8 protein-coding genes and 1 pseudogene are annotated in these 15217 nt (G+C 28.4%); 5 read left to right on the forward strand and 4 right to left on the reverse strand.

Features of this window, described 5'->3' with window-relative positions:
• Positions 1-717: 717 nt before the first annotated feature.
• Together prmC and prfA are read right to left on the reverse strand one after the other, a co-directional pair.
• Complete coding sequence (gene prmC / locus ACICP0_RS01255; RefSeq protein WP_395480139.1) at positions 718-1572, reverse strand: peptide chain release factor N(5)-glutamine methyltransferase; 855 nt, start codon at positions 1570-1572, stop codon at positions 718-720.
• Positions 1573-2655, reverse strand: a complete 1083-nt coding sequence (gene prfA, locus ACICP0_RS01260; protein ID WP_395480140.1) for a peptide chain release factor 1 — start codon at positions 2653-2655, stop codon at positions 1573-1575.
• 1742 nt (positions 2656-4397) lie between these two features.
• Between prfA and ispE the strand changes: the two genes are divergently transcribed.
• The 5 genes from ispE to ACICP0_RS01285 all read left to right on the forward strand — a co-directional run bounded on the left by ispE (position 4398) and on the right by ACICP0_RS01285 (position 11742).
• The gene (gene ispE / locus ACICP0_RS01265) at positions 4398-5267 is read left to right on the forward strand and encodes a 4-(cytidine 5'-diphospho)-2-C-methyl-D-erythritol kinase (RefSeq protein WP_395480141.1); all 870 of its coding nucleotides are present in this window, start codon (positions 4398-4400) and stop codon (positions 5265-5267) included.
• A gap of 104 nt (positions 5268-5371) precedes the next feature.
• Entirely contained in the window at positions 5372-6319 is a 948-nt protein-coding gene (locus ACICP0_RS01270; RefSeq protein ID WP_395480142.1) for a ribose-phosphate pyrophosphokinase, read from the forward strand.
• A 577-nt stretch (positions 6320-6896) separates the two neighbouring features.
• Positions 6897-7481, forward strand: coding sequence for an aminoacyl-tRNA hydrolase (gene pth / locus ACICP0_RS01275; RefSeq protein WP_395480143.1), 585 nt, complete (start codon positions 6897-6899; stop codon positions 7479-7481).
• Between the two features lie 111 nt (positions 7482-7592).
• A complete protein-coding gene (gene ychF, locus ACICP0_RS01280; protein ID WP_395480144.1) occupies positions 7593-8687 on the forward strand; it encodes a redox-regulated ATPase YchF in 1095 nt (364 codons plus the stop codon).
• A gap of 2305 nt (positions 8688-10992) precedes the next feature.
• Entirely contained in the window at positions 10993-11742 is a 750-nt protein-coding gene (locus ACICP0_RS01285; protein WP_395480145.1) for a YciC family protein, read from the forward strand.
• 854 nt (positions 11743-12596) lie between these two features.
• On the opposite strand, the gene ACICP0_RS01290 is transcribed toward ACICP0_RS01285, so the two are convergent.
• Together ACICP0_RS01290 and metG are read right to left on the reverse strand one after the other, a co-directional pair.
• Positions 12597-13175 carry a TonB family protein gene (locus ACICP0_RS01290; protein ID WP_395480146.1) on the reverse strand — a complete coding sequence of 193 codons (579 nt, stop codon included), beginning with the start codon at positions 13173-13175 and terminating at the stop codon, positions 12597-12599.
• Between the two features lie 394 nt (positions 13176-13569).
• A pseudogene (gene metG, locus ACICP0_RS01295) lies at positions 13570-15213 on the reverse strand (methionine--tRNA ligase); the annotation flags it as partial.
• Positions 15214-15217 lie beyond the last annotated feature (4 nt).

The raw sequence follows: 15217 nt of genomic DNA on the forward strand, positions 1-15217 counted from the left end.
TAATCTTGTAATGTCTATTAATGTACTTTGTGACAGAATTTAATTAGAATATGCTTATAAAAACACATAGTAGATTATTTTTCCAATAAAATTGACATTTTAGATGATAAAAAACTATTAATTAAATTAATAAGTAATATTTAATCTACAACTTTATTATTAATTTTCTATATTAAATCAAATAATGTTAATTATTTGTTTAACGATAAATTAAATTGGATTGATTAGTACAAAAATTAATCATGCGGAGACAATTTTTTTTAAAATATTAAGTATTGTCATATATAAAAATATAGACAATAAATAACTGTGACGATATATAGAATATATATTCTCAATTAAAAAAATTTTTCTACTAATTTTTAGAAATGATTATTTTAAAATAAGGAAATCATTTTCAAAATAGTTACTAGAATATTTTCTTTTAATTAAACATTAAAATTTTTACATCATTTAAAATAAAATGTTCCAAAACTTTAAAACATATAATATTATGCAAGAAATAATACATATATGAAAATATTCTTCAATGAATGAAGGGATGCTTGTCTATATTTGAAAGCTATTAATTCAAGCAGTTTATGTTCTTCGACTGCAAATTATTACTTTTTGATAGAGATAATAAATATAAGCTGCACAGATATCCTATAAATTACCATACTCTTTGTATGCTCGAAAAAAAGTGTTTTCTTTTCTATCTATTTTTTCCTTTTTCTTTTAATTGCCAAAATTAGGAAACCATTGTCCTTGACTTACACGTTCATTGTGATTATAATCACACACGGTAGTAATACAAATAAAACCAGCTTCAGAGAGTAAATCTCGTACTATTTTTCCTTGTTTCCAACCATGTTCAAGTACTAACCAACCACCAGGTTGTAAATGTTCTCCTGCTTGATGACAAATCATCATCAGATCTGATAATCCATTTTTTCCTGAAACTAAAGCACTATGTGGTTCAAAGCGTACGTCACCTTGAAATAGATGGATATCGTTAGATTTAATATAGGGCGGATTACTTACAATGAGATTGTAGCAATTGCCTTGCAGTAATTGAAACCAATCACTCTTAAAAAACTGAATATTTTTCAATCCCAACTGTATTGCATTTTCCTTAGCAAGAACTAGTGCACCGCATTGGCAATCAATTCCAGTTATCCGCCATGTTGGTCTTTCTGAAGCTAATGCTAATGCAATGGCACCAGTTCCAGTACCCAAATCTAATATATCGACCGGAGTAACCACCGGTAAGAGATCGAGTACCCGTTGGACTACACACTCGGTTTCTGGACGAGGAATTAGTGTATCGGTAGATACCTTCAGTCGCATGGACCAAAATTCACATTCACCAATTAAATAGGCAATCGGTTCGCCTAATTCACGTCGCTGCAACAACGCTTCTAATTGAGTATATTGTGCAACTGTTAATACCGTTTCTCCAAAAGCTAACAATCGGGTTCGAGGTTCACCAGTTACTTGACCAAGCAAAATTTCAGCATCACGCTGTGCTCTTAAATTATCTGGTGCTTGCAATCTACCTGTTGCTTTGGTTAACCATTGTTTCCAAGTCATTTAAGTGGTACTAGATAGTATAGTCAGCTGATCAAATTGGTATTCCTGTATGATAGCTTGAATAAGCTCATCAAGTTTTCCTTGAATGATGTCTTCAAGCTGATACAGTGTCAATCCGATACGATGGTCTGTTACACGCCCTTGCGGAAAATGATAGGTGCGAATGCGATCGGGACGATCACCAGTACCTAATAAGTTTCGTCGGATGGAAGATTCTTTTGTTTGTCTTTTTTTTGTTTCAATATTACGTAACCGGGCTCCCAGTACAGCCATAGCTTTAGCCTTATTTTTATGTTGAGAACGATCATCTTGACATTCTACTACCAATCCACTAGGTAAATGAGTGATTCGAATGGCTGAATCAGTAGTATTTACATGTTGTCCACCAGCACCGGATGAACGGAATGTGTCAATACGTAAATCACTAATATTGATTCCTGGAAGTTCGTTTTCTGGAATTGTAGGAATGACTGCTACAGTACAAGTAGAAGTATGAATTCGACCTTGAGATTCTGTTTCCGGTATACGCTGTACACGATGTCCTCCTGATTCGAACTTCAATTGACTATAAGCACCTTCATGGGATATCTTGGCAATAATTTCTTTATATCCACCATGTTCACCGTCACTTGTACTGATAATCTTGGCTTTCCAATGACGAGTTTCAGCAAATCGGCTGTACATACGAAATAGATCACCTGCGAATAAAGCAGCTTCATTACCACCAGTTCCAGCACGTATTTCTATAAAGCATCCATGCCCATCGTCAGGATCTTTTGGTAGTAATAAGGTTTGTAATTCCTTTTCAAGCTCTATTTGTTTAGCTTGGAATACTTTTAATTCTTCCAGTGCAATTTCTCTCATTTCCAAATCTTCTAACAACTGCATAGTAGTGTCAATATTTTTTTGAATCTGGCGCCAACTTTCAAAACGACGTATAATGTTGTTTAGTTGCGTATACTCTTTTGGCAAAGTGTAAAAACGCTCTTGATTTGAAGTGAGTTTAGAGTTGTTAAGTAAGATTTCAACTTCAGCTTGGCGTTCTTGCAATGCTTCTAATTTAGCGAGTATGTAAGATTTCATATTTAATAGTTTATCCTAATGTATTATTAGTATGTTGAAACTCATACGACTACGACGAGAAAGAATCAGTCATGCACCTTCATTTTAAAATAATCTATTTAGTATTGTAAATTAGAACATTAATAAGTTAATTAATTTTTGAATACATTTTTTAATATTTTTTATTTTAAAATTTGTGTGTGTAATATATCCTTGCTGTTAACAAATTCAAATTTATTTATAGGCCACAACACTAGTTTGCAATCTTTAATAAAATCGTATTTTTATTATTTATTATTTTTATAAAAAATTTAAATATAATATTTTATGTAAAAAAATAAAATAAGTTAAAGATATAATGTTCTTATTATTTTACAATAGATTATTATTGAATAATATTCTATAAATAATCTATTTTGTTTAAATAGGTATGCATAATATATATCAGTTTATTATTATTCACAATACTATGAAGATTATAATTATATAATATTCTTCATAAACAACTTAGTTTAATAATTCGATCTCCAGTGTCATTGGTATAAATATCGGTAATATATTAGAAATTAATGTACTATTAATCTTTGTTAATCTAATGACGCAATGGTTACTTTGTTAAGTAATTGCTATATTCATTCTTAAATATGTTAATAATTTAACTAACCGTTTTAATTTTTAATTCAGATGAAGGGAGTCAATAAATTTTATTATTTATTTAAATCGTATGCATCAATAGTACTATTATTTTAACTGAATGCTTAAAGTATACTACTAATTTTAGCGTACAAGTCATATTGACACTGACATATCAGTGTTATTACATTATTTAGATGTACTGTTCAATATAGTTTGAGATAAATGAAAACTATCATTATTTTAGATAAACCATTCATGTTAACTCATTTTTTTAGAAAACTTTTAAACATCTTAACAAGATGAAATTGTCTATTTTCTTTAGACGAATGATACTATCTTATAAATTTATAGATACTTACATGTTTCACTATAATGAATATCATTCGAATTCATGGCATAATTTTTTTCATATACTTTACCTAAAGTAAAGGTATAATAAATATAATTATACTACTCTTGTAAAGAGTAGAGTATTTTATTCACATGTTATATAAACTATTAATATTAATAATATTTTTATTAAAAATGTTGTAAATTAAAAAAAGGAATGTATGTCTTGATGAAAGACATTTATATTATTGTTATCTTATTTTACTATTTTATTGTTAATTCATTGGAATATTAATTCCCTATATTATATTGTCTGACTATAAATATAATATTATTTGAATAATGCATGCATTGACAGTCAGTGTAATAATTTAAGTTTTATCAAGAAAATGGCGATTTTATTTAGCTGTTAACAAGAAAAAGATTAATATCTATTACAACTAAAATCAAAGTAATTTTGAATGCAATCAAGTTATTTTTGAAAATCTACTTGGCGACATTGAATAGAGTCTCAATCATAGTTGCATTTTACTAAATTAATTAATATTCAAGGAATATGGTATATTATTAATAATCATATTACAAAAATGATTTGATAATTAATTAGGATGATTATTTTCACAGTATAACTTCTAGCAATGAATATGAAAATTACCCGATGATTCGATGAATTCTTCATCAATGTTCTAACTTATTTACGTATACTAAACCATACCAATGAAGATTAATATTAGACTGTAACCAATTGATAAATACCATTAGAATGCAATTCTAATTGTGCCAACCAATGCAAAATTATGATCACACATTACTGGCCAGCACCGGCAAAACTTAATCTATTTTTATCAATTATTGGTCGTCGCCAAGATGGTTATCATTTGTTGCAAACATTGATTCAGTTTATAAACTATGGCGATACTCTAATTATAACTCCTACTCATAACGGTCAAATTCGCTTATTCACTAATCTTCATGGAATCAATCAAGAGCAGAATCTCATCATACGTGCTGCGAAACTTTTGCAACGTCATTGTTGGACAGAACATAATACTAATAAGCCTGGAGCTGATATATGGTTACAAAAAATATTACCTATAGGTGGAGGTTTAGGAGGAGCATCTTCTAATGCTGCCACCGTACTAATAGTCCTCAATATGGAATGGAATTGTGCACTAAACTTCACTGCTTTGGCTCAGCTCGGTCTAACAATTGGAACTGATATTCCGATATTTATATACGGAAACGCAGCCTTTGCGGAAGGTATCGGCGATAAATTGACCCCAGCTGAACCAGATGAAAAATGGTATTTAGTTGTTGTACCACCAATCAGCATTTCTACGTCAATGATTTTTACCCATCCTCTGTTAAGGAGGAATTCATCACCACGTTTATTCAATAAACTATATAACATTCCTTTTTACAATGACTGTGAACCAATCGTAAGAAAAATTTTTCCTATAGTTGAACAGCATCTTTCATGGTTGTTGGAATATGGCCCAGCACGATTAACAGGCACCGGCGCTTGTATATTTGCTGAATTTGACACCGAGGTTGCTGCACGTTATGTTTTATCAAAAGCTCCAACATGGATAAAAGGTTTTGTAGCTCAAGGTGTTAATGTGTCTCCATTACATCGCACATTATTAATTAGGGGATACTTAAGCTAATCTAAAATAGTTCAATGAATATTTCATAAGTATATTTCTCCAAAAGACATCTTTATTGCTGTCAAACTTTGATATTCTTAAACATAAGACTGAGGTATTTTCACGTGTCTAGTATGAAATTTTTTGCTGGTAATGCAACGTTAGAATTAGCAAAACGTATTGCTAATCATTTATATACGATTTTAGGTCAAGCGGCTGTTAGTCGTTTTAGTGATGGTGAGGTTAGTGTACAAATAAATGAAAATGTACGCGGTGGTGATATTTTTATCATTCAATCTACATGTGCACCAACAAATGATAACTTAATGGAACTCGTAGTCATGGTTGATGCTTTGCGTAGAGCATCTGCTGGTCGAATTACTGCGGTAATTCCCTATTTTGGCTACGCGCGTCAAGATCGCCGAGTCCGTTCTACTCGTGTACCGATTACTGCTAAAGTAGTAGCTGATTTCCTATCAAGTGTAGGGGTTGATCGTGTATTGACGGTGGATTTACACGCTGAACAGATCCAAGGTTTTTTCGATGTACCAGTAGATAATGTATTTGGTAGTCCAATCTTACTAGAAGATATGTTACAACAAAATTTAGAAAATCCAATTGTTGTTTCACCTGATATAGGTGGTGTCGTTCGTGCTCGTGCTGTTGCAAAACTACTCAATGATACCGACATGGCGATCATCGATAAGCGTCGTCCACGGGCAAATATGTTGCAAGTAATGCATATTATAGGCGATGTAGTAGATCGAGATACTATTCTAATAGATGATATGATAGATACCGGTGGAACGTTATGTCAAGCTGCTAAGGCATTGAAAGATGGCGGTGCTAAACGAGTATTTGCATATGCAACTCATCCAATTTTTTCGGGTAATGCCTATGAAAATATTAAAAATTCTGTAATAGATTCAGTAATTGTATGCGATACCATTCCGCTTAATTCAGCTATTCAGTCGCTTCCTAATGTACGTATTTTAACATTGTCGGGAATGCTAGCTGAAGCAATTCGTCGTATCAGTAATGAAGAATCAATCTCAGCAATGTTTGAGCATTAATAGCATGGACAATTTCATGATGCTATATTTTTGACGATATATAATCTTGCACTGTCATTGCTACATTGTATATATGGTATTTTTACGCAATTATTTTATTAAAAAATGTGAAGTATATTGTATTTCGTCGCCGTGCTGACGAGAAGTTAAATTGCTCTTTTAATCAGCAATAAGAACCGATAGAAAATAATTATTTTATTTTCTATCTTATCAATAAAACATGTTGATTTATATTAGTTCACTAATCTAATATTATTATTGATATAATGAGCAATAATGGATTACAAAATCGAGTATAACTTTAATTTTTGAAATATCATTACATAAAGTTAACATTAATATGTATCACGTATTACACATCATCCAGTGTTTTCTATTATAGAATTCACTATAAACTTACTCATTATATTAGTTAATATCTAATAAGTAGATTACTTATTTGTCACTTTTAGGTTTTGATATTTATCACCTACTTTATCATTTTATATCAAATGAATGATATATACATTATTATTCATTATATGTATTCAATACATGTCCTTTTCCAAGAAAGATAATCTACTGATTGATAAAAAATATGACAATAAAATTAATTGTAGGTTTAGCAAATCCTGGCGCTAAATATGTCGCTACACGGCATAATGTTGGTTCCTTATACGTTAATTTATTAGCAAAATATAATCAACAGGTATTAAAGGAAGAAAGTAAAGTTTTCGGCTATACTAGTCAAATAAAACTTAGCGGTAATAATGTCTTTCTTTTAATACCTAAAATTTTTATGAATTTAAGTGGAAAATCGGTGACAACTATGGCAAATGTTTATAACATTTCGCCAAAAGAAATTTTAGTAGTGCATGATGAATTAAATTTATTACTGGGTACAGCTCGATTTAAACAGGGTGGCAGTTCTAATGGACATAACGGGCTGAAAGATATTATTAAATGTTTAGGCAATAATTCTTGTTTTTATCGTCTAAGAATAGGTATTGGACATCCAGGCGATAAAAATAAAGTTATTGAATTTGTATTGGGTAAACCAACAGCTATAGAACAAAAGCTTATTAATTCTTCAATAGAAGAAGCTATACGCTGCACATATATTTTTTTTTCAAAAAATGCCTTACAAGCTATGAATGACTTACATACTTACAGAGCTAAATAAAATAAAATATTTTAAATGATAATAGTAAGTTATATCAAATAAATATTTAAATTTATTGTAAAAAAGTAATGCACTTCGATATTATGGTAGAAGCATATCTAAGGAGATATAATGGAGGGATTTAAATGTGGTATTATTGGGTTGCCTAATGTAGGTAAATCTACCTTTTTTAATGCCTTAACTAAAGCAAATGTAGCAACAAAAAACTTTCCATTCTGTACTATCACACCTAATATTGGTATCGTACCAGTACCAGATTCACGAATCGATCAATTAGTAAAAATTATTAAACCACAGAATATTGTTCCTGCCATCATAGAATTTGTAGATATAGCAGGTTTAGTTAAAGGTGCATCAAAAGGGGCAGGTTTAGGTAATCAATTTTTAATGAATATTCGCGACGTTGAGGTAATCTGCCACCTTGTACGCTGTTTTAAAAATGACAATATCATTCACATATCTGATCATATCGATCCAATAGAAGATATTAATATTATTAATACGGAATTACTACTAGCTGATTTAGAAATATGTGAACGTGCCAGATTAAGAGTAATAAAAAATGTCAAAGATAACGATAATAATACTCGTTTAGAGCTGTTAGTTCTTGAAAAATGTTTGAACCATTTAAGCAATGCGTTCGCACTACGGACTTTAAAATTAAACAGCATGGAAAAAAATTCCATTCGTTATCTCAATTTTCTGACAATAAAACCTGTTATATACATTGCAAATATTAATGAGAATAATCAGAATTACAACTCTTATCTAGATAAAATCCAAATTATTGCTGCTGCTGAAAACTCAGCAGTACTGGTTGTGTGTGCAAAAATAGAATCAGAACTTGCTGTACTAGATGAAAAAGAACGGTTTAAATTAATTGTAGAGTTAGGATTAAAAGAATTTGGAGTAAATCACATTATTTGGAAAAGTTATAATCTTTTAAATTTACGTACTTACTTTACAGTAGGAATAAAAGAAGTTCGTGCTTGGACTATATCTATAGGTACTACTGCATTAGAAGCAGCAGGGAAAATTCATACTGATTTTAGACAAGGTTTTATTCGATCCCAAACAGTTTCATTTTCTGATTTTATTATCTATAAAGGCACTAAAGGTGCTAAACAGGCAGGAAAAATGCGATTAGAAGGAAAAGATTATATAATTCAAGACGGAGATGTAATTAGATTTTTATTTAATATTTGATGTATAAATATATCCATCAACACTGTTTGACATAGATAGATTGTACTAAATATTTTATTATCATATTACAGAAAACAAAGTTGATTAATGAACCATGTTATAATTAAAAAATTAGTATTACGTTGGTTATCTCTATATAAGTTTATTAATATTCATTAATACTAAGTTTGTAAGATGAAAGCGCGATATTATATATATAAATCTTTTTAGATATTTATTACAACTGTGATGGCATAATGATCACGTTTTTCTTGTGCCACATCTGCTAGATGCTCATCTAAGCATACATTTCTATTAATCCGAAAATTATTTTCAATTTAATTAATAATTACTATGAAGTATATTATACAATGTTCTATATATAGAAATATATATACTAAAAAACTAATAGTATTAATAAAAAACTAGGATGATAAAAAAACAACCAGCTTGTCATTGACAAATGTATACTATAATGGTTGTACTAATTATGTCTTAACATTTATCTTAAATAAGATATTACAACATCATAAGATGTCAAAAGAGCTTAATAATATAGGAATTAATTTGATTTGAAAAATAATATTCAGTTATATTATGGTTTTTTATACAGGGTTCATAAAATAATTTTATCTATTAGAATATAGTGTGTTTATTTTTTAAATCTAAAACAGTACAAATATAAAGTTCTGATTTTTAAAATTATTTAAAGCTAAATCAATTAATAGAAATTAACAATTAAAATAAATATTTTATTTAAAAATACAAATAAATTTAATATATTTGATTAGCATATTAATGCTATGTATTTTAGTTGCTTGAATAATATGCAATAATATAAAAATTCATAATAATGTTATTTAGGTTACGCTTTTTTTGAAAAAATTTTTCCCATGCAATGTATTTAAAGATACATGCATGAATGTCATTACTATGTATATTTAGACATCACTGTTATCACGAAGGTATTTCTTAATTAAAATAATATTATTTAACTAGCACTGATTCAGTGTTAAATTCATTTTATATTTTTTGATATTGCTCTTGACACATTGTTATGCAGTGCTCTAATAAATATTATTGTATTAATTAATAAAAAAATGAACCATTTAAATAGACTGGCAATCAAAAAACGTATTTAATCTATTATTAATTTGATAAATTTTTTTTGGACAACATTAACTATGTTTTGTTTACACAAAATAATTTTCTTTTTATTTTGAAAATATTCTAATAGACATAGAGAATGTTTCTATCATAGCTTGATTATAAATAGTTATTTACTGTACTTAATATTCTTTTACTACATATATTAATTTACATTTATGTTCTATTGTAACATTCAATAGTCTACTGACATATCTTATGTCAATGTTGGTATCATGTAAATTAACTAGTGGTTTTAAACATTTGTAATATATACTATAAAATTCAATTTAATAAAAATTATTTTATTTTTCTATGGTTTTTTAATTATAACATTAATAGCAATGACTAAAAGTATTTAAAAAACTTTATTTTATTAAAATTCTTTATATTAAAGTCATCGATTTTTCATTTAGTATAATATGATTATTAGTATTGAAAATATCTTGAGCACTCAAATACTACATATCTAGTTTAAAACTCTAAGACTTAATTTCTGACAATATAGATTGTCAAAATGCTTTGATGTAAATACAGGAGTTAATGAAAATGTTATAATTTTTATTCGATGATAAGAAAATGCTATTTTTTATCTCCTTTTGTTACAATATGAAAGTACTAGTCATAAAAAGTTTATTTTTATTAAAGTATGAAACTGAAAAGAAAATAAAACACTATAATGTAAAAAATATTTGTCATATATTACTTATGAGTAATTTAGTATAATTTATACTGTTTAAATAAATAGTTTATTTTGTTTAAACTATGACAACCTATTTAAAAATAGAAGTTACTTATTGCTTGTATGTATATTAAATAATTGTAATAACTTAAAAATCAAATTTTTCAAATTTTAAAAAGTAGCATATTCATGGAATATGACTTTAAAATCATGATGTTATAGTTTATAACTAAACTTTATGATAGGTTATTTTATATTTTTGTTAAACATTTATTATATTTAACAAGTAGATGGCAGTATTCATATAATGTTCATCAGAAATTCAATGTCATAATCTTATTAATATCATTTTTATTATTAGTATATTGATAAAATAATAATTTCTTCTGAGCATAATTCGACAATATGGCATATTAGGTAATAGACGTATATATATTCAAAACGGTACAATAATAGCAGGTTAATATTTAATGATGATAATTTTAAGGATCCTTTTCTATGCCAATTATGGTAAGCACTTTATGTCGAGATATGCTAAACTTTTTTCGTAATCAATGTGTTAGTATACTTTTACTATCAATGATAGTAGTGATAATAAGCACCTTTCTTGGACATATATTGTCACCAAGCAGAGAACAATTATTTGAGCTCAGAGACAATAGTAATGTACAGCATACTTCTAAAATTAACTTACATCAATTTATTAAAAATTTATCCAAAGAACAACAAAACATTTTGTTAAAAGCTTCTGCTGCCAGTACTATTTCCAATTTAGTTGGTAACGTTCTATTAATTGGTAGTCTACTAACTATGATTCATCTTATATCTACTTTACAACCTGTAAATATATTGCGTATACTAACTTTGTCAATATCTTCTTTCCCGCGAATGTTACTTTTAGTTTTTCTAACGACTTTATTAATTCAGATTGGTTTTTTATTTCTTATTCTGCCAGGAATTTTTTTTTCGATTTCTTTTAGTCTAGCACCAGTCATTGTTACGAGCAATAATAATGTAGGCGTGATTAGGTCAATGACCATAAGCGGTATCTTAGCATTTAAAAACATTTGGTTACTAGCTCCAGCTGTATCATTTTGGATATTAGCTAAAACGGTAATATTTCTTTTAGAAAATCAATATTTTTTTGTTTCAACTGCATTAGCATCAATATTATTAAATTATTTAAGTAATTTAATATCTTCTTTGTTGCTTATTTATCTCTATCGTCTTTACATGTTACTTCGTTAAATTTATAGAAATTTTTATTTTTTGATTAAACTAATAGTACTCATTACACTATCGTTAAACTAATGATTTTTGATTTTACAAATTTATTCTGCATCATCGAATAGTAGAGGAATTTTATTAATCATTTTCTATCTTAGAAAAACTGTTAAATTTGCTAATGTTATATTTTTAAAATGAAAAACTTATAAAATAGAAATTGCTTATTATATATAATATCCTCTATAACTCTTCTAATAAATTAATTTTTTAGTCAGTCCACTCATTCGATGTTTTGTAAATAAAAATATTATTTATTTCAAATAAAGTATAAAAATACTTCAAATATCACTTGATATAATTTTTTATATTGTTGACATAGTCCCATATTTAAATAAACTTTTTTCATTTCTAAAACATATGGGATTTTAAAGATTTTTACTATACAAAACTAACATTTTTATTTATTTTCTTGTAGTGTTGTAATTGATGTTGATTATTATCATGATAACAATAGATAAAAATGTACATTATACAAGTTAATATTAGGTATCATTTTTTAGAACGAATGGAATATTAAACAAAGTAGTAACATACTGTTGTAAAAATCGTTTGGGTCAAAAAGAAATTAGAATTAAGGAAAGAATTTACTCAATATTGTCATGATTGTCCATTAATATAATACTAAATTTTCGTAAAAGTATAGCTTGTTAGAAAATCAGTAATCTTATATATCGCAGCTTTTATTGTTATCGTATAATAAAATGGTCAGTAAGTTAATTTATTAAAGTAGTATTTTTTTGACTAGATGGATTTAGTAGAATGCTATGAGGAACGAGTTATTTCTTTTAAAATGTTAACTAAAATTTTTATTATTTTTATTCCGTATTATTAAAATTCTTAAGATAAAATTTAAAGTTGATTGTTAAATTTTTTGTAATTTTACCGGGTTCATATTTCCAAGTACGCATAGCTAAACGAATGTTTTTCTCAAAAGTATTTTTTGGTTGCGAAGATAATATCCTTATGTTTTCAATTCTACCTTCAGCATTAATATCAAACATAATTTTGACTAATCCTTCCAATCCGAGAGCTTTTGCCCAAGATGGATAGATAGGATTGATACGACTAATGATCTTTGGCATTAGATTAATTTTTTTTGTTATATTATCACTGGTACAAGTGTGAGCATGAGTAGTAGATGTGCTAGTTGATGATCGATTGGTGGATGTATTAATATCAGAAAATATAGGAGATTTTATTTTATTTTTTATAAATTGTGGTTTATTTTCATGGTACTGATTAGATTTTAAATTTAATGTTGTCGAATTTTGATGTTTATGTTTATATTGATGCTTATATTTATTACAATCTAGTGTGGAAACTTGCTCAATAGTATTCTTGTGAAAATGGGTCACTGGAAATATAACAACCATAGGTTGTTGTATAATTGTCATAGGCTGACACGGAGAAATTGTGCGATACAGAAATCCTATACTAAAAAAAACATGTAATATTACTGATACAATAAATGACCATGTCAAGTAATAGTATTGATTTAAAGTTGTTGCCATTTAATTTTAAAGTTATAGTTAAAAAAGTTAAACAAACTAGCTAATTCGCACTAAATTACGATAACTAACTTATTTCGTTAGTAATATATTAGTTAATATGACATTTAATTTAATCATGCTACTTCACATATGAATGAATAATTCTCATGCCTATTTGACCTAAAAACATAGTTAAGAATTTCATCTATTTTAATTTAGATTTTATAATTTAGTGATCTTGTTGAATTTGATAAAAAATCAACTCGACTGTATTGATGATGAGGAGAGATTTTTATACTTGTTGCGAATCGTTGATTATAGCCTGTACTTGTGTCATCTCAATACGATTCAGCAATACTTTAAATGGACTAATTTGATGTGCTTCTACTAACGGTTGATTTATGGAATCCCAACTAAGTGGCATATTTAAAAAAGATTCTGCTCGGATTGCAAGAGAAGGAAGTACTGGTTTTAAATAAATCATTAATATTCGGAAAAATTGAATACCCATTGAACAAATATTTTGCACATCTTGATCGCAATTTTTTTGTTTTGCTAATACCCAAGGTGCTTGTTCGTCCATATAACGATTTGCTAGATCTGTTAGCATCATAATTTCACGAATGGCACGGTTAGTATCTCGATTTTCAAATGCTACACTAATTGAAGCTGAGGTGTGAATAAATTTTTGATACAATGTTAAGTTGGTAATAGCCGATAAATGTCCATCAAAGCGTTTATTGATGAAGCTGGCACTACGCGACGCTAGATTAACTACTTTATTGATAAGATCAGCATTAACTCGTTGTACAAAATCTTCTAAATTAAGATCGATATCATCGATTCTAGATGAAAGTTTTGCAGCATAATAATACCGTAAGTAATCTGCATCTAAATGTGCTAAATAAGCACTAGCCTTTATGAAAGTACCGCGAGATTTTGACATCTTAGCGCCATTGACGGTTACATAACCGTGGACTAATAAGTTAGTCGGTTTACGGAACTGGCTTCCTTCTAGAATAGCGGGCCAAAATAGACCATGAAAATAAACGATATCTTTGCCAATAAAATGATAAAGATCGACTTTGGAATCTACATTCCAAAATTCTTCAAAGCAAATATTGCCTTTTTTTTGGCAAAGATTTTTAAATGAACTCATATAACCAATTGGTGCATCTAACCAAACATAAAAATATTTTTCTAGTTCATCGGGTATTTCGAATCCAAAATAAGGTGCATCGCGTGAAATGTCCCATTGCTTCAATCCAGCATCAAACCACTCTTTCATTTTATTAGCTACTGGATCTTGCAATGTACCAGAATGTATCCATTGATGGAGCATATCGCTAAAAACGGGCAAGTCAAAGAAAAAATGCTTTGTTTTTCTTATTATTGGAATTGCACCAGAAACCGCCGACTTTGGATTAATCAGATCAGTTGAATTATAAGTAGCACTGCAAATCTCACAATTATCACCGTACTGATTAGATGCATGACATGTTGGACAAATTCCTGTAATAAATCGATCGGGCAAAAACATATTTATTTCAGGATCATAGAGTTGATAAATGGTGCGTGATTTAATAAAACCATTTTTTTTTAGCCGATTATAAACTAGCATTAACAATGCTCGGTTTTCTTTGCTATGAGTTGAATGATAATTATCATAGCTGATGTAGAATCCAGAAAAATCTTTTTGATGTTCTAGATTCATTTTACGTATTAATGTTTCTGGTGAAATCCCTAACTGTTGTGCTTTTAACATAACAGGAGCACCGTGTGCATCATCTGCACAAATAAAATAAATCTGCTTACCTCTCATTCTTTGATAACGAACCCAAATGTCTGCCTGAATATGTTCAAGCATGTGGCCAAGATGAATGGAACCATTAGCATAAGGTAAAGCGCATGTTACTAACATTTTATTTGCAATTGAACCCATAAAA

Origin of the sequence: Candidatus Curculioniphilus buchneri endosymbiont of Curculio glandium (genome assembly GCF_964275155.1) — a bacterium.
Classification (GTDB): domain Bacteria; phylum Pseudomonadota; class Gammaproteobacteria; order Enterobacterales; family Enterobacteriaceae; genus Curculioniphilus; species Curculioniphilus buchneri.

Bases quoted from the DNA above. Each gene is read 5' to 3' on its own strand.
- prmC (WP_395480139.1), bottom strand. From the start codon at position 1,572: ATGACTTGGAAACAATGGTTAACCAAAGCAACAGGTAGATTGCAAGCA.
- prfA (WP_395480140.1), bottom strand. From the start codon at position 2,655: ATGAAATCTTACATACTCGCTAAATTAGAAGCATTGCAAGAACGCCAA.
- pth (WP_395480143.1), top strand. From the start codon at position 6,897: ATGACAATAAAATTAATTGTAGGTTTAGCAAATCCTGGCGCTAAATAT.
- ychF (WP_395480144.1), top strand. From the start codon at position 7,593: ATGGAGGGATTTAAATGTGGTATTATTGGGTTGCCTAATGTAGGTAAA.
- ACICP0_RS01285 (WP_395480145.1), top strand. From the start codon at position 10,993: ATGCCAATTATGGTAAGCACTTTATGTCGAGATATGCTAAACTTTTTT.
- ACICP0_RS01290 (WP_395480146.1), bottom strand. From the start codon at position 13,175: ATGACAATTATACAACAACCTATGGTTGTTATATTTCCAGTGACCCAT.
- ispE (WP_395480141.1), top strand. From the start codon at position 4,398: ATGATCACACATTACTGGCCAGCACCGGCAAAACTTAATCTATTTTTA.